The organism is Inquilinus sp. OTU3971, assembly GCF_038440215.1.
The window spans coordinates 1-15,700 of sequence record NZ_JASATH010000052.1; the positions used below are offsets into that span (position 1 = coordinate 1).

Annotated in this window: 17 protein-coding genes; 6 read left to right on the forward strand and 11 right to left on the reverse strand. The window is 70.9% G+C overall.

Translation table 11 applies throughout. The features are described 5' to 3' along the window. Positions 1–242: 242 nt before the first annotated feature. From AAHM41_RS15210 to AAHM41_RS15220, 3 genes are read left to right on the forward strand one after another with little or no spacing between them, the layout of a single operon-like run. Positions 243–923, forward strand: coding sequence for a DUF3313 domain-containing protein (locus AAHM41_RS15210; RefSeq protein WP_342237400.1), 681 nt, complete (start codon positions 243–245; stop codon positions 921–923). A gap of 33 nt (positions 924–956) precedes the next feature. Continuing rightward, entirely contained in the window at positions 957–1,100 is a 144-nt protein-coding gene (locus tag AAHM41_RS15215; RefSeq protein WP_342237401.1) for a hypothetical protein, read from the forward strand. Then, positions 1,097–1,285, forward strand: a complete 189-nt coding sequence (locus AAHM41_RS15220) for a DUF6726 family protein (RefSeq protein ID WP_342237402.1) — start codon at positions 1,097–1,099, stop codon at positions 1,283–1,285. Before AAHM41_RS15215 ends, AAHM41_RS15220 begins: the two co-directional genes overlap by 4 nt. Positions 1,286–1,304: 19 nt before the next feature. Here the strand turns inward: AAHM41_RS15220 and AAHM41_RS15225 are convergent, their stop codons facing one another. The 8 genes from AAHM41_RS15225 to AAHM41_RS15260 are packed head-to-tail and all read right to left on the reverse strand — an operon-like array spanning position 1,305 to position 8,684. Continuing rightward, on the reverse strand, positions 1,305–1,619 hold the full coding sequence (locus AAHM41_RS15225) for an L-rhamnose mutarotase (protein WP_342237403.1): 315 nt from the start codon (positions 1,617–1,619) through the stop codon (positions 1,305–1,307). Positions 1,620–1,634: 15 nt separating this feature from the next. Continuing rightward, complete coding sequence (locus tag AAHM41_RS15230) at positions 1,635–2,399, reverse strand: acetoacetate decarboxylase (protein ID WP_342237404.1); 765 nt, start codon at positions 2,397–2,399, stop codon at positions 1,635–1,637. After that, the gene (locus AAHM41_RS15235; protein ID WP_342237405.1) at positions 2,396–3,208 is read right to left on the reverse strand and encodes a sugar phosphate isomerase/epimerase family protein; all 813 of its coding nucleotides are present in this window, start codon (positions 3,206–3,208) and stop codon (positions 2,396–2,398) included. The genes AAHM41_RS15230 and AAHM41_RS15235 overlap by 4 nt, the downstream gene beginning before the upstream one ends. Before the next feature lie 3 nt (positions 3,209–3,211). Further along, a complete protein-coding gene (locus AAHM41_RS15240) occupies positions 3,212–4,252 on the reverse strand; it encodes a Gfo/Idh/MocA family protein (protein ID WP_342237406.1) in 1,041 nt (346 codons plus the stop codon). Continuing rightward, complete coding sequence (locus tag AAHM41_RS15245; protein ID WP_342237407.1) at positions 4,249–4,968, reverse strand: FadR/GntR family transcriptional regulator; 720 nt, start codon at positions 4,966–4,968, stop codon at positions 4,249–4,251. Before AAHM41_RS15245 ends, AAHM41_RS15240 begins: the two co-directional genes overlap by 4 nt. Positions 4,969–4,970: 2 nt before the next feature. After that, positions 4,971–5,957, reverse strand: coding sequence for an ABC transporter permease (locus AAHM41_RS15250; protein ID WP_342237408.1), 987 nt, complete (start codon positions 5,955–5,957; stop codon positions 4,971–4,973). Next, positions 5,954–7,489 (reverse strand): sugar ABC transporter ATP-binding protein, encoded by a 1,536-nt coding sequence (locus AAHM41_RS15255; RefSeq protein ID WP_342237409.1) that lies wholly within the window; start codon positions 7,487–7,489, stop codon positions 5,954–5,956. Before AAHM41_RS15255 ends, AAHM41_RS15250 begins: the two co-directional genes overlap by 4 nt. A gap of 4 nt (positions 7,490–7,493) precedes the next feature. Next, complete coding sequence (locus tag AAHM41_RS15260) at positions 7,494–8,684, reverse strand: sugar ABC transporter substrate-binding protein (RefSeq protein WP_342237410.1); 1,191 nt, start codon at positions 8,682–8,684, stop codon at positions 7,494–7,496. Between the two features lie 147 nt (positions 8,685–8,831). On the opposite strand from AAHM41_RS15260, the gene AAHM41_RS15265 reads away from it, so the two are divergent. Genes AAHM41_RS15265 through rhmD form a run of 3 tightly spaced genes read left to right on the forward strand, consistent with a single transcriptional unit; the run spans position 8,832 to position 11,948 of the window. Then, complete coding sequence (locus AAHM41_RS15265) at positions 8,832–9,959, forward strand: mandelate racemase/muconate lactonizing enzyme family protein (protein ID WP_342237411.1); 1,128 nt, start codon at positions 8,832–8,834, stop codon at positions 9,957–9,959. Positions 9,960–9,973: 14 nt separating this feature from the next. Further along, positions 9,974–10,729 (forward strand): SDR family NAD(P)-dependent oxidoreductase, encoded by a 756-nt coding sequence (locus AAHM41_RS15270; protein ID WP_342237412.1) that lies wholly within the window; start codon positions 9,974–9,976, stop codon positions 10,727–10,729. Positions 10,730–10,757: 28 nt separating this feature from the next. Continuing rightward, complete coding sequence (rhmD, locus tag AAHM41_RS15275) at positions 10,758–11,948, forward strand: L-rhamnonate dehydratase (RefSeq protein WP_342237413.1); 1,191 nt, start codon at positions 10,758–10,760, stop codon at positions 11,946–11,948. Positions 11,949–11,960: 12 nt separating this feature from the next. Here the strand turns inward: rhmD and AAHM41_RS15280 are convergent, their stop codons facing one another. The 3 genes from AAHM41_RS15280 to AAHM41_RS15290 are packed head-to-tail and all read right to left on the reverse strand — an operon-like array spanning position 11,961 to position 15,698. Continuing rightward, positions 11,961–12,869: an amidohydrolase family protein gene (locus AAHM41_RS15280; RefSeq protein WP_342237414.1), complete on the reverse strand. Its 909-nt coding sequence runs from the start codon at positions 12,867–12,869 to the stop codon at positions 11,961–11,963. Further along, on the reverse strand, positions 12,866–14,158 hold the full coding sequence (locus tag AAHM41_RS15285) for an MFS transporter (protein ID WP_342237415.1): 1,293 nt from the start codon (positions 14,156–14,158) through the stop codon (positions 12,866–12,868). The genes AAHM41_RS15280 and AAHM41_RS15285 overlap by 4 nt, the downstream gene beginning before the upstream one ends. 22 nt (positions 14,159–14,180) lie before the next feature. Beyond that, positions 14,181–15,698 (reverse strand): tripartite tricarboxylate transporter permease, encoded by a 1,518-nt coding sequence (locus AAHM41_RS15290; protein WP_342237416.1) that lies wholly within the window; start codon positions 15,696–15,698, stop codon positions 14,181–14,183. Between the last annotated feature and the right edge of the window lie 2 nt (positions 15,699–15,700).

The following is a 15,700-nucleotide window of genomic DNA, read 5'->3' on the forward strand; positions in this document are numbered from 1 at the left end:
CGGTCTATAGTGTCAACGATCTCTCCGGTTGCACAAAATTCGATCTCATCGGCGTGATCTGCCTCAAAATCTGAATACCGGACGGGCCGAGGCAGCCGCGGCCCTGACCACCACCTGACCCCGACGGCGCCGCCGTCGACATCCCCATTCCCCGCATCGGCGGCAACGCACTCCATCCCGGCGGAGAACGGCGCCCCACGGCCCGGCTCACACCGGCCCCAGACTTCGACCTGGAGACCTGAATGCACGCGTTCCCAGACAGGCCGCGACGGCCGATCCCTGCCCGGGCGTGGCTGTCGCTCGCGGCCGTCGGCGTGGCCCTGGCCGGCTGCGGCAGCGCCGATCCGGTTGCCTATTCCGGCATCGCCTCGTCGGCGCAACTGGCGCCCAACCCGCAGGACGACCACATCCCGTTCCGCTACGCCACCCCAGTGGACTGGCGCAGCTACAACCGGATGATCATCGACCCGATCGTGATCTACCGCGGCCCGGACAACCAGTTCGGCGACATGTCCGAGGAGGACAAGGCCGAGCTGGCCCACACCATGCAGACCGCATTCGTGGAGAAGCTGAAGACCCGCTTCACCCTGGCCGGCGACCCGGCGCCGGGCACCCTGCGCCTGCGGCTGACGTTGACCGGCGCGTCGACCAGCACGCCGGTGCTGAGCACGGTCTCGCGCGTCGACATCGGCGGCGGCCTCTACAACGGGGTGCAGGCGGTGCGCGGCGGCGAAGGCCTGTTCACCGGCGCCGTGATCTACGCGGTCGAGATCTACGATGCCCCGACCAACCGCCTGCTCAACGCCTTCGTCTCCAAGCAATACCCGGGGTCGTTCAACATCGGGGCGACCTTCGGCTCGCTGGCGGCGGCGAAGACCGGCCTCGAGAAGGGCGCGGACGCCCTGGTCGCACAGCTGAAGTGACCGCCACCGCCATCGTCACATAGGAGGTTCACCATGATCTTCGAGATGCTCTGGCTCGGCAGCATCCTGCTGTGCGCCGGGCTGTATCTGTGGGGCTATGCCGCGAATATCCTGCCGCGGCGGTGGCGCCTGCCGCACGCGCCCCGGGCCGCCGCCGGCAAGGAGAAAAGCCGGTGACCCGCCGCCCTCGATCCGGCCGCCCCATGGCCGCGCTGCTGATCCTGGCCGTGGCCGCCGGGCTGGGCGGCTGCGGCCTCGTGGCCCTGCCCTTCCGCACCACCAGCGCCGTGGTCAAGGTGGTGCCGGTGGCCGGCCATGTCGCCGCAGCACCTCTGGACGTCACCGCCGACGCGATCGACTGAGCCGCCCGCCCCGACGCCCTCAATCCATGTGCCATTGCAGCGGCAGCAGGAAGGGGAAGCCGGTGCGGCTGTCGATCTCGACCTTCATGATCGGCGCCATGTATTCGCCCCAGCGCCGGTTGACCGGGTCGTCGCGCAGGACGGCGACGGTGCGGTCGAGGTCGTCGGTCTCGAAATGGCCGAACAGGGTCAGGCCGTGCTTGAAGATCGAGTAGTTGCGGATCCCGGCCGCCCGCAGCGCCGCCACCATCTCCGGCCAGATCTCGTCGTGGCGCCGCTTGTACTCCTCCTCATAGCCGGGGCGGATTTCCAGGATCCAGCAGTGCTGCGTCATTCGCTGTCTCCGTCGTCAGGCGGCGAGGTAATCGTGCAGGATGCGGCCGGGCGCCAGGGTGAAATCGGCGCGCCAGTAGAAGCCGTCGAGCATCTCCCTGACCGGCAGCCGGTAGACCGGTGCCTGGATGTTGGGCCTGAGCTCGACGGTGCAGGGTCCGCTCCAGCATTCATGCACCGCCACCTCGGCCAGGCGGCGGGCGGTGAGCTGGCGGATCGCCGGCCGGCCGTCGATATGGTCGATCGCCTTGAGGTTGATGTTGGTGGCGAAGTCGAAATGCGCGGCCAGGCTCTCGATCCGGTCGCGCCGCTGCTTGTAGGCCAGCGTGCCGGTGATGACGTCGATGCCGTTGCGGGCGACGGTGCCGACCCAGGCGTCGCCGCGCGCCTCCAGCGTGGGGATGCCGGATTTCTTCGGCTGGCCGTGCACCTCACGGCCATGCGCGACGCCGATGTCGGAGGACAGGAACAGATAGGGCGAGTAGGAGCCGGCCTCGCCGGTCCCGGGCAGCCGGCACCCGACCATGATGTTGGACTCGCCGTAAGGGCCGAGCCAGTCGGTGTCGTTCATCTTGTAGATATGCGCCAGCACCACGTCGCTGGTCGGTTCCAGCGGCGGCGGCAGCAGCCGCTCGACCGCCTCCGGGTCGGTGCGCCAGGCCAGGGTCAGCACCTCGACGTCGCGGAAGCTGAACGGGAAGGGCGGCACCATCGGCGCGTCCCAGGGGGTCGAGAAGCCGCCCTGCAGGATCTCCTCGACCGTCAGCCGGCGTCCGGTCATGCCAGCCACCCCCGCACCTGGTCCCGCATCCGGATCGTCTCGGTCAGCACGTCGTCATAAAGCGTCGCCATGTAGTCCTGATGCACATATTCGAGCGCGAGATGCCCCTGGAAGCCGGCGTCGCGCAGTGTGGCCAGCTGGGCCTCGATGTTGATCGTGCCCTCATGCCCCTTGGCCTGCAGCGCGCCCGGCCGGGCCTGGCGCAGATGGACATGCGCGGCGTGGCGGGCCAGCGGGTCGATCTCCTCCTGCCGGTAGCCGAGGCAGACGAAATGGGCGTAGTCGAGCGTCAGCCGCAGCCCCTCGACCCGGCCCAGCAGTTCCTCGGTCAGGGCCGGAGTTTCGAGGAAGGAGTGGACATGCGGCTCGATCGTCGGCGTCACCCCGGCCTCGAGGGCGATCGGCACCAGGGCGTTGAGCGAGCGGGCCGATTCCGCCAGCGCCTGCGCCCTGCCCTGCCCCGGGTTGCACACGCCGGGCAGGATGAAGATCGTATCGATCCCGGCCCGGACGCAGAACTGCACGGCCTTGCGGAAATCCGCGATGTTGCGCTCGCGGTGGCGCGGATCGGCCAGGTTGCAGTCGGACAGGCTGTCGCCGAACAGGTGGTAGAAGCTGGGCACATGGATGCCGAGCGCCCGCACCGTCTCCGCCATCCCGTCCGGATCGGCCAGCAGCGCCGCCTTGTCGAGGGCGGGACCGTAGAAATAGCCGAGGTCGAGCGCGCCGATGCCGAGCGCCCGGGCGATGCCGGCCGCCTCCTGCAGCGAGCAGGCGCGCAGGGACCAGGAGGTGAGCGAAAGCTGCATGGATCAGACCCTCTCGACATGGCCGCTGGCGGCGGAGCGGTACATGGCGTCGAGCACCTCGACCGCGCGCATGCCGACCTCACCCGGCGCGTCGTTCTCGACATCGCGGCCGAGGCAGAGATCGACGAAGACATCGACCGGCCGCTCGCAGCTGTATTCGCCGGCGCCCAGCGCCATCGGCACGGTGGTGTCGCGGCCGTCGCGGCGCCGCACCTCCAGCCGCTCGCGCTCGATGTCGAGCAGCAGCAGGCCTTCGGAGCCGTAGATGCGCAGGTCGATATGCGGGCCGCGATGCTTCGGCACGGTGGAGGCGCCCGACAGCGCGGCGGTGGCGCCGCCCTCGAACCGCACCGTGGCGGCGTCGTAGTAGTCGACCCCGGTGGGCGAGGCGCCGGTCATGGCGAAGACCTCGCGCGGCGCCAGGTCGGCGATGCGGAACAGCAGACCGAGCGCATGCACCAGCTGGCCCCAGCCGTAGCCGCCGGCGCGCTTCGGGTCGGCCCAGGTCGAGGGTGGCGGCCGGAACATATGGCCCTTGGTCTCGGCCATCGGCCGGCCGGCGAACAGGTCCTCCAGCGCCGAGCCCATCTGCAGCACGACATGCTCGACCGCGCCGATCTCGCCGACCAGCCGGCGCGCCTGGCGCACCCAGGGCAGGAAGTTCCAGCCATAGGGCACCAGGATGGCGCGGCCGGCGCGGCGGGCACGGGCGACCAGGTCGCGGGCGTCCTCGGCGCGGGTCGCCAGCGGCTTCTCGACCAGCACATGACAGCCGCGGTCGAGCGCCGCGGCCGCGTGCTCGTGATGCAGCACATGCGGCGAGGCCACCACCACACCGTCCGGCTTCACCCGGTCGAGCAGCTCGCGGTAATCCTCCGAGCCCTCCGGGATGGCGAAGCGCTGCTGCAGCGCCGCCAGCTCCGCCGTGCCCAGCCGGTTCACCCCAACCAACTCGCAATCGGGATTCCGCTGCAGCACCGGGATGTGGTTCTGCGCCGCCCACCAGCCGGCGCCGACCACGGCGATCCGCGCTTTCCTCGTCATCGCGCCTTCTCCATCGCCGCCAGCGTGGTCTCGTAGACGCTGGTCATGTGGCGCCGCATCGCCTCCCCGGCCGCCGCGGCGTCGCGGGCATCGAGCGCCGCCAGGATGGCCTCATGGTCGGCGAAGCTGCGCTCCAGCACGCCCGGCGTCTCCGAGGCGATACGGCGGTACTCCATACCCAGCACGAAGAACGAGCCGCCGACCCGCTCCAGGAACGGGTTGCCGGAGGCGGCGTAGATGATGCGGTGGAACTCCATGTCCGACACGCGGAAGCCGACCGGCTCGCGCAGCAGGCCGCGCTGCACCACCAGGAGGGCGTGCAGCCGGGCCAGCGAGGCGGCGTCGATCCGCTCCGCCGCCAGCCCGGCGATGGTGCCTTCGACCAGGATCCGCGCCTCGTGCAGCGCATCGACCGTCGGCGCGTTCAGCTCGAGCAGGAACTGCAGCGGCGCCAACAGGTCCAATGCCTCCAGCGCCGTGACATAGACGCCGCCGCCCTGCCGCATCTTGACCACGCCCAGGATCTGCAGGCCGCGCAGCGCCTCGCGCACGCTGGGCCGGCTGACCTGCAGGATCTGCGCCAGCTCGCGCTCCGGCGGCAGCTGGTCGCCCGGCTTCAGGCTGCCGGTGCGCACCAGCTCCAGGAGCTTCTTCGCCACCTGCTCGGCGACCGATTGCCGCTCGATCGGGGCGACGGTGTCGAGGCCGGTGACCACGATCAGTCCCCCGCCGCACGGCTGCGGATCTGGTCGAGGCTGACGGCCAGCAGCAGCACGATGCCGCGGGTCACGTCCTGCCAGAAGCTGGAGACGTCGAGCAGGGTCAGCCCGTTGTTCAGCGTGCCCAGGATCAGCACGGCCAGCAGCGTGCCCCAGACGCTGCCGCGGCCGCCGAACAGGCTGGTGCCGCCGAGGATGATGGCGGCGATCACGGTCAGCAGGTGCTTGCCCGCCGCGTCCGGCGCAGCCGCCCCCAACATCGCCGCCAGCACCAGCCCGGCGACGGCGCCGCTGATGCCGGACAGGACATAGAGCGTGATCTGGGTGCGCGCCACCGGCACGCCGACCAGGCGGCTGGCCTCCGGATTGCCGCCCGAGGCGTAGACGAAGCGGCCGAAGCGGGACTTGGCCAGCACCACCCAGAGCGCGCCGTAACACAGCAGCATCAGGATCAGCGGCACCGGAATGCCGAACAGCCGGCCGCTGCCGATCCAGTTGAAGCCCGGCACCATCAGCGGCCGGGTCAGGCCGCCGGTCATCACCAGCGCGCTGCCGGTGATGATGCTCATGGTCGCCAGCGTGACGATCAGCGGGTTCAGCCGCAGCCCGGTGGTGAAGATGCCGTTGACCAGGCCGATCGCGGCGCCGCACAGCACCGCCGCCACGGCGGCCACCCAGATGTCGAGTCCTGCCCCGTGCAGCAGAGCCAGCACCACCCCGGTCAGCCCGGCCACGGCGGCGACCGAGAGGTCGAGCCCGCCGGCGATGATCAACGGCGTGCCGGTCGCCGCCATCAGCCCGATGAAGGCGACGTTGGAGCCGATGCTCATCATGTTGTTGAAGGACAGGAACCAGGGCGACAGCAGCGAGAAGGCGACCAGCAGCGCCACGTAGAACAAGAGCAGCACCACCACGCCGGACCAGGACCGGCCGAGCGCGCCGCGGGCGAAGCCCTGGACGCGGCGGGGAGTATCGATCGTCGTCATGCCCTCAGCTCCCCGTTCTCCGCCGCCGGCGCACTGGCAGCGGCCATCAGCTCCGCCGGCTCACGGCCGCGCGAAAATTCCGCCACCGCCCGGCCGCGGTCGAGCACGATGGCGCGGTCGCACAGGCCCGCCACCTCCTCGACGTCGGAGGACAGCACCAGGATCGCCCGGCCGGCATCCGCCAGCCGCCGCAGCTCGGCATAGATCTCGCGCCGCGCGCCGACATCGACGCCGCGGGTCGGCTCCTCCAGGATCAAGAGGCGCATGCCATCGACCAGCCAGCGGGCGATGCAGACCTTCTGCTGGTTGCCGCCGGACAGGGTGCGCAGGCGCTGCTCGCTGCCGCGCGTGCGGATGCCGAGCTGATCGATCCAGCCCTCGGCATGGCGCCGCTCCGCCGCCACATCCATGAACGGGCCGGTGCGGAAGCGCTCCAGGAACGGCAGGGCGATGTTCTCTCGCACCGTCAGCTCGGCGACGATGCCCTCGCGCTTGCGCTCCGCCGCGATGAAGCCGATGCCGGCAGCCTTGCCGGCCTGCGGATTGCGCGGCGCATAGGAGGCGCCGCCGATCGCGACCCGCCGCGCCGCCACTGGCCCGAGCGCGCCATACAGCGCCCGGCCCAGGCTCTCCACCCCGGACCCGACCAGGCCGAACAGGCCGACGATCTCGCTGGCCCGGACGGTCAGGTCGACATCCTCGATCTCGCCGGGGATCCGCAGCCCTTCCACCGCCAGCACGGCCTCGCCCGGCGGTGCCGCGGGGCCGGCGCCGTACAGGTCGTCGACCACGCCGCCGAGCATGGCGCGCAGCACCTCGGCCGGCGTCGCCTCATGGGTGCGGAAACTGCCGGCGTTGCGGCCGTCCCGCAGCACGGCGATGCGGTCGGACACCTCGAACACCTCGGACAGGTAGTGCGAGATATAGATCACCGCGACGCCCTGCGCCTTCAGCCGGCGGATGATGGCGAACAGGGTCGCCGCCTCCTGCTCGGTCAGCGACGCCGTCGGCTCGTCCATGATCAGCACACGCGCGCGGCCGGCCAGGGCGCGGGCGATCTCGACGATCCGCTGCTCCGGCACGCTCAAGCCCTTGACCCGGGCGGCGGGGTCGATGCCGGGATAGCCCAGCTGCTGCAGCAGCTCCTCCGCCCGGCGGCGCATCGCCGCCGTGTCCACCACCCGGAAGCCGGGGCCGGCGCGCATCGGCAGGTCGCCGATGCAGATGTTCTCGGCCACGGTCATGTCCGGAATCACCGAGATCTCCTGCGGCAGCAGGCGCACCCCGGCGGCGACGGCCTGGCGCGGCTGGTCGAAGCTGACCTCGGCGCCGTCCAGCCGCACCGTGCCGGCGTCGCGGCCATAGCTGCCGGCCAGGATCTTCACCAGCGTCGACTTGCCGGCGCCGTTCGAGCCGAGCAGCGCCAGCACCTGCCCCGCCGCGACCGTCAGCTCGACCTCGCGCAGCACGTCGACGCCGCCGAAGGCCTTGCGGATGCCGCGCATCTCGAGACGGGGAGCCGAGGCGGTCATGCCGTCACTCCTTCGGGATCAGGGTCTCGTAGCCCTTCAGCTCCTCCAGCCCGCGCAGGGCGGCGAGGTGCTTGGCGAAGGCCTCCTGCGGGAACTTGTAGTCCAGGACCTTGGCGTCCTTGGCGCAGGCCGCGTCCGGGTAGAACTCGCAGATGTTGGCCTTGGTCACCATGACGTGGTTGACCAGCACCGCCGGCGGCAGGGGCTTGTTGGCCAGGGTGGCGAGGGCGATCGGGATCAGGTAGTTGCCGTAGCGCTCCGGGAAATAGCCGACCGAGGCGACGAAGCGCGGCTCCTTCGCCAGGGTCTCGGTCTCGTCCGCACCCATGCCGACGACGATGGTGTCGGCCTCGCGCCCCGCCTGCTGGGCGGCGCGCAGCATGCCGGTCGCCGCCTGGTCGTTGATCGCGGTCACCATGATCGGCACCCCGGCGGGGATGCGGCCGATCAGGTTGCTCATCTGCTGGAAGCTCTCCTGCAGCGTGTTCTTGGTGTCGATTTTGAGGATGTGGTCGGCGGGGAAATTCGGCAGCTCGGCCTGGAAGCCGGCGACCTGGCCGCCGGTGCGCATCGCCGGGATGGCGCCGGATTGCGGCAGCTCGCCGACCACGAGATAGCCCTGCGCCACCTTGTCGGTGCCGTATTCGGCGACCGCGGCCTGGGCCAGGTAGGACCCGCCCATGAAGCCGGAGCGCGGGTTGTTGGCGCCGAAGAAGGTGGCGTTCGGCATCGGGATATCGATCGCCGCCACCTTGATGCCGGCGGTGTCGAACTGGTTCATCACCGCCGGGCCGAAATTCACGTCGGTCTGGAATTCGATGACGAAGTCGGCGTTGCGGCGGACGAAGCTTTCGGCATTGGCCAGGGCGGTCGGCCCGTCCAGCCGGTTGTCGGCGACGGCGAGCTCGACCCCCGCGGCGTCGGCATTGGCCTTGATGCCGCCCTCGACCTTCACCCCGAAGGAGATGTCGCGCTGCAGGTTGGCGAAGCCGATGACGTAGCCCGAGCCGTTGCGCGGCGGCGTCGCCGCCTTGGCGTCGGCCACCATGGCCTTGAGCTGGTCGGCCGACAGCATGGCGCCGGAGAAGGATCCCGGATCGAAGCCGTGGAAATCCTGGGCCCGGGCCGCGGGACCCGCGGCGAGCAGGGCAACGGCAGCGATGGCGAAACCCCGGAAGCGGTGCGCGCGGATCATCCCTTTCCTCCCCTCCATTCCGGTCCACTGGTAAATTGGACAGGCCAATTCTTTTCGGGCATCGTAGTGTCGGTCCCGCCGCCCTGGCAAGAGGGTGTTCGGAACCGGGACGAAGGAGCCGCCGAAGCGGCCGGTGGGAGGAGACCAATGCGCATCCAGGGCATCACTCCGATCGTGCTGCGCTATCCGGAGCCGAACGACCACGGCAATATCCGGCACACCGTGCTGCTGCGGCTGGAGGCCGAGGGCGGGCTGACCGGCTGGGGCGAATGCATCGCGATGTGGCCCGAGGCCTGCCGCGCCGTCGCCGCGCTGGTCCAGGGCGGCCTGGCCGATGTCATCGCCGGCATGGATGTGCGCGAGCCCGATTCGGTGTGGCAGGCGCTGAAGCGGCACACATGGTGGTACGGCGAAGGCGGCTTGGCCACCATGGCGCTGGCCGGCATCGACATGGCGGTGTGGGACGCCTGCGGCAAGGCGGCCGGGCTGCCGCTGTGGCGCCTGTTCGGCGGCCGGGTGCACGAGGCGCTGCCGGCGATCGCCAGCATGCATGTCAACCGCGCCACCATCGAGGAGGGCGCGGCCGAGGTGGCCGGCCACATCGGCCGCGGCTTCAAGGGCGCCAAGCTGGGCTTCGGCAAGCGCGGCCTGTCGCGGGTCGGCCGGGACCCGGACCACGATGTCGACTATGTCCGCGCGGTGCGCCAGGCCGCCGGCCCCGCCGCCCGGCTGATGGTCGATATCGGCAACGGCGTGCGCTGGGACGCCGCCACCGCGATCGCCACCATCCGCCGGTTCGAGACCTTCGATATCGACTGGGTGGAGGAGCCGCTGCATCCCGACGACCTGGATGGCCTGGCCCGGCTGCGCGCCGCGGTCGCCACCCGGATCGCGACCGGCGAGCGGGAATGGACCGTGGCCGGCTACGCCCGGCTGATCCGCACCGGGCTGGTCGACGTGCTCGGCATCGACCCCGCCCGGGCCGAGGGCATCACCGGCTTCCGCAAGGTGGCGGCCCTGGCCGAGGCGGCGCGCATCGCCGTCAACGCCCATGCCTGGAGCACCGCGGTGACCAGCGCCGCCAGCCTGCACCTGTCGGTCGCCAGCCCGGCGGCGCGGCTGTTCGAGCTGAAGCCGGTGGAGAACCCCATGCAGCACGAGCTGGTCGACACGCCGATCTGGCACACGGACGGGCTGGTGCGGCCGCCCGAAGGCCCCGGCCTGGGCGTCGAGCCGCGCGCGGCCTGCCTCGACAAATACCGGCTGCCGCTGTGACGGAGAGAGCGGAGATGACCGACGATCTGGGCCTGGCGGGCCGCATCGCCATCGTCACCGGGGCGGCCAGCGGCATCGGCCGGGCGACGGCGCTGCTGCTGGCCCGGCTCGGCTGCGTCGTCACCGCCGCCGACCGCGACGCCGCCGGGGCGGCCGAGACCGCGCGGCAGGGCGCGGAGGGCCGGATCGCGCCGGCGGTGTTCGATCTGGCCGATCCGGCGGCCTGCCGGGAGCTGGTCGAGACCACCGCCCAGACCTATGGCCGGCTGGACATCCTGGTGAACGCGGCGGCGCTGATGATCCGGCAGCCGATCGACGAGGTCGGCGACGACGCCATCGACCGGCAGATGCGGGTCAACCTGGCCGGGCCGTTTCATCTGTGCCGCGCCGCCCATGCCGCGATGGCGCCGCAGGGCCGCGGCCGGATCGTGATGTTCGCCAGCCAGGGCGCTCACACCGGCGGCTATGTCGGCTCGGCGATCTACGCCGCGACCAAGGCCGGGGTGATCGCGCTGGCCAAATCCTTCGCCCGCGCCTGGGCGGCGGAGGGGATCACGGTCAATGTCGTGTCGCCGGGCGCCGCCGACACGCCCATGCTGCATGACGGCGTGGCCCCCGACGCGCTGGCCCGCTTCCTCGCCACCATCCCGCTCGGCCGCGCCGCGATGCCGGAGGAGGTGGCGCGCTGCGTCGCCTTCCTGGCTAGCGACTGGGCCGGCTACGTCACCGGCCACACCCTCGACGTCAATGGCGGCCAGCTGATGCGCTAGCCGTTCCCGCCACCCTCCGGACACCATCATGACCGCATTGCGCATCGCCGACATCCGCACCCATCTGATCGAAGGCACCGGGGATGGCGGCGACTATCACCGCCAGAAGGGCGGCCACTGGATCATCGACACGCTGATCGCCAACCCGATGTCGGGCTATGCGCCCTACAAGGCGTCGCGGCTGAGCTGGGGCATCGACGTGCTGGGCTCGATCCTGGTCGAGATCGAGGACGACCAGGGCCGCATCGGCCTCGCCACCGGCTTCGGCGGCCCGCCGGCCTGCTGGCTGATCGAGAAGCACTTCCGCCGATTCCTGGTCGGCGCCGACCCGCGCGACCTGAACCTGCTGTGGGATCAGATGTTCCGGGCCAGCATGTTCTACGGCCGCAAGGGCCTGCCGCTGGCGACGATCAGCGTGGTCGACCTGGCGCTGTGGGACCTGGTCGGCAAGATCCGGCAGGAGCCGGTCTACAAGCTGATCGGCGGCCGGACCAAGCCGGAACTGAGCTTTTACTGCACCGGGCCTATTCCCGCGGAAGCCAAGCGCATGGGCTTCTGGGGCGGCAAGGTGCCGCTGCCGCACGGCCCCGCCGACGGCCGCGAAGGGGTGCGGGCGAACCGCGCGTTCCTGGCCGGGCACCGCGCCGCCGTGGGACCGGACTTCCCGCTGATGGTCGACTGCTATATGGCGCTCGACGTGCCCTACACGATCGAGCTGGCCACCGCCTGCGCCGATCTCGACATCCATTGGTGGGAGGAGGTGCTGCACCCCGACGATGTCGAGGGCTATGGCCTGTTGAAGCGGGCTTTGCCGGCCATGCGTTTCACCACCGGCGAGCACGAATACTCCCGCTACGGCTTCCGCCGGCTGATCGAGGGGCGGACCATCGACATCCTGCAGCCGGATGTGATGTGGGCCGGCGGCCTGACCGAGTTGCTGCGCATCGCCGCCCACGCCGCCGCCTATGACATCCCGGTGGTGCCGCATGGCAGCGGGCCCTACAGCTACCACTACGTGATGTCGCAGCCGAACGCGCCGTTCTGCGAATATGTGGCGAACAGCCCGGACGGGCGCAGCGTGCGGCCGGTGTTCGGCAGCCTGTTCCGGAACGAGCCGGTGCCGCAGGACGGCCGGCTGGACGTCTCCGACGCCCCCGGCTTCGGGCTGGAGCTCAATCCGGACGCTCCGCTCCGGCGGTTCGACGCGTCCGGGTTCTGACCGAGCGCCAGTTCACGCCGGCCGATACACCGCCGTGGCGGTGCCGTGGAACAGCTTCGCCTGGTCGTCCGGCGGCAGTGGCGCCAGGATCCGTTTGAAGCCGGTGAAGATGTCGTCGAAGCTGCCGCACAGGCTGGCGACCGGGAAGTTGCTGGCCACCATCGCCCGGTCGGGCCCGAACATCGCCACCGTCTCGCGCACGATCCAGCCATTGGCCTCGGTGGTCCAGGGCAGGCCCGGCCGGCCGAGGCCGGAGATCTTGACCGCGACATTGGGCCATTCCGCCAGCCGGGCCATGGCGCCGTGCCAGCCGCGCAGGCCGTCCTCGCTACGGTCCGCCGGCAAGCCGGTGTGGTTGAGCACGATCAGGGTCCGCGGGAAGTCGCGGGCCAGCGCCTCGGCCTCGGGCAGCACCCACCAGGCGGCCTGAAGGTCGAAATGCAGCCCGGCGGACTCCAAGAGGGCATAGCCGTCGCGCCAGCGGTCGTCGGACATCGGGCTGCGGCCCGCCTCGCCCGGCCGCGCCGGCCCGCCCGGCTTGTGGCGCACGCTGCGCACCAGGGGGAAGCCGGCCTGGGCCTGCAGCACCTCCGGCCATTCGGCCCGGTCCAGCCAGGCCTGGGCGATGATGGCGTTGGGCCGGCCGGTCCGCGCCGCCAGATCCGATACCCAGCGGGTCTCACCAACTGGGTCGGCGGGATCCCATTCGGCCTCCATATAGACGGTGGCGCGGATGTCGTGGCCGCGCGAATCGGCGGCGTAGTCTTCCGGCAGATAGCGCCGCTTGATTGGCGTGTAGTCGCCGTAGCGGAAGGGGATCCGGGCTTCCGGCAGCAGCCAGGGATGATGACCGTCCTCCGGGATCCAGAAATGCTGGTGGGCGTCGACGATCGGACCGGTCCAGAGGGTCGGTTCGGTCATCGGGCGGCTCCGCGGCGGGCGAAGGGGATGGCCAGCGTGCCGATCACATAGGTCGCGGCGCAGCCGGCGAAGAAGGTCAGCACGGCGGCATAGGCGCCGGTGGCCTGCAGGATCAGCCCGGCGGCGATCGGCACCACGATGCCGCCGACGCTGCCGGCGCAGTTCATGAAGCCGCCGACCGTGCCCTCCTTGCCCGGCGGCGCCAGCATCGCCGGCAGGCTCCAGTACAGGCTGCCGAAGCACAGCAGGAAATCGGTCGCGGCCAGGAGGGCCACCGCCGTCCCCGCCTCGGCGACATGCGGTAGCAGCAGGAATCCGGCCAGGGTGCCGAGGCCGGAGATGGTCAGCAGCAGCTTCAGGGTCACGCCGCGCCGCAGGCCGCGCTTCTGCAGCGCATCGGCCAGGAATCCGGCGGTCAGGGCGCCCAGGAAGCCGGCGCCGAAGATGACGAAGGTGGCGGCGCCCATCGCCTTGAGATCCAGCCCGCGCGCCTGGGCCAGGTAGCTCGGCCCCCAGGTCAGCAGGCCGAAATTCATCATCGCCCAGCCGAAGCGGCCCAGCATCATCGGCGCCACGACCCGGGCGGCGACCGCATCGCCGGTCCGGCCCTTCTCCGCCGCCTCCTGCGGCGCGGGGGCGCGGATCTGCGCCAGCTCGGCCGCGTTGACGCCGGGATGGGCGGCGGGGTCGTCGCGCAGCAGCCGCCAGGCCAGGAAACCCAGCCCGATGGTGACGACGCCGGCGATGCCGAAGGCCAGGCGCCAGGATTCGAGCGCGTAGATCAGCCAGGCAATCGCGGCCCCGCCCAGCGCGGCGCCGAGATAGCTGCCGCTGTCCATGATCACCGCGCCGCGCGCCCGCTCCTGCGGCGCCAGCCACAGCGCGTTCAGCTTGCCGCCGGCCGGGAACAGCGGCGCCTCCGCCACGCCGAGGCCGATCCGGGTCAGGAGCAGGGTGAAGCCGTTCATCGCAAACATCGCCGCGGTCTGGAACACGCCCCACAGCAGGGTCGATCCAGCGATGATCCGGCTCGGCCCCATCCGGTCGATCAGCCAGCCGCCGGGGATCTGCAGCAGCGCGTAGCTCCAGAAGAAGGCGCTGAGCAGCACGCCCTGCATCGCCGGCGACAGCCCCAGCTCCTTCGCGATCGCCGGCATGCCGACCGACAGCGAGGTGCGGTCGGCCAGGTTGATCACCGTCAGCACGGCGACGAAGGCGAACACCTTCCAGCGCACCGCGGTCGGCGCTTCGGCCCGCTCCGCCGCGCCCGTGATCCCGATCTGCGCCATCGCGTCCTCCCGAGGCTGTTCTTCAGTTCGAACCGATGCGGAACAGGCGGCCGGGCCACGCCGCGCCGAGCACGCGGCCGATCAGCGGCCAGGCCAGCATGGCGAGGCCGAGCGTGGTGATGCTGCCGACCAGGGCGTTCGACCAGAACACCGACAGGTCGCCGCCGGACATGATCATCGACTGGCGGAACGCGTCTTCCGCCTTGTCGCCCAGCACCATGGCCAGGACCAGGGGCGCGATCGGGTAGTCCAGCCGCTTGAACACGTACCCCACGATGCCGAAGGCCAGCACCAGCCCCATGTCGAAGGGCGAGTTGGCGACCGTGTAGGCGCCGGCGAAGCAAACCACCACGATCACCGGCCCGATCACGGCGAAGGGGATGCGCAGGATGGCGCTGAACAGCGGCACGGTCGCCAGCACCAGGGCGACGGCGACGACATTGCCGAGATACATGCTGGCGATCAGGCCCCAGACGAAGTCCGGCTGGTCGATGAACAGCATCGGGCCGGGCGTCAGGCCCCAGATCATCAGCCCGCCCATCATCACCGCGGCGGTGGCCGATCCGGGCACGCCCAGCGCCAGCATCGGCAGGATGGCGCAGGTGCCGGCGGAATGGTCCGCGGCCTCGGGCGAGACGATGCCGGCCGGGTCGCCCTTGCCGAAGCCGTCCTTGCGCCGGGCGAAGCGGCGGGCCAGACCGTAGCTCATGAAGCTGGCGGCGGTCGGCCCGCCCGGGGTGATGCCCATCCAGCAGCCGACCAGCACGCTGCGCAGCAGCGCCAGCCAGTGCCGCGGCAGCTCGCGCATGGCGCGGCCGACATCGCGCAGCCCGACCCGGGCGCGGATGCCGTCGAAGCGCAGCCCTTCCTCCATGGTCAGGATCAGCTCGCCGATGCCGAACAGGCCGATCACCGCGACCAGGAAGCTGATGCCCTTGATCAGGTCGGAAAGCCCGAAAGTCAGGCGGAGGTTGCCGGAGACGGTGTCCATCCCGACCGTGGCGAAGGCGAAGCCCAGCATCATCGACACCACGGTCTTCACCGGCGACCCGCTGCCCATGCCAACGAAGGAGGCGAAGGCCAGGAAGTAGACGGCGAAGAATTCCGGCGAGCTGAAGCGCAGCGCGAACTGCGCCACCCAGCCGGACAGGAGCGTGATCACCACCACCCCGGCCAGGGCGCCGAATCCCGCCGACAGGAAGGCCAGGGTCAGGGCCCGCGCCGCCTGCCCCGCCCGGGCCATCGGATAGCCGTCGAAGGTGGTGGCAACCGAGGAGGGCTCGCCCGGAATGTTGAACAGGATCGAGGTGGTCGATCCGCCGAACAAAGCGCCCCAATACATGCAGCTGAGCAGGATGATGGCCGAGACCGGGTCCATGGCGAAGGTCAGCGGCAGCAGCAGCGACACGCCGTTCGGCGCGCCGAGGCCGGGCAGCACCCCGACCAGGATGCCGAGCATCACGCCCAGCACCATCAGCATCAAATGGTAGCCGCTGAGCACCGTGCCGAAGCCGTCGACGAGATGGGCGAGGTTGTCCACGG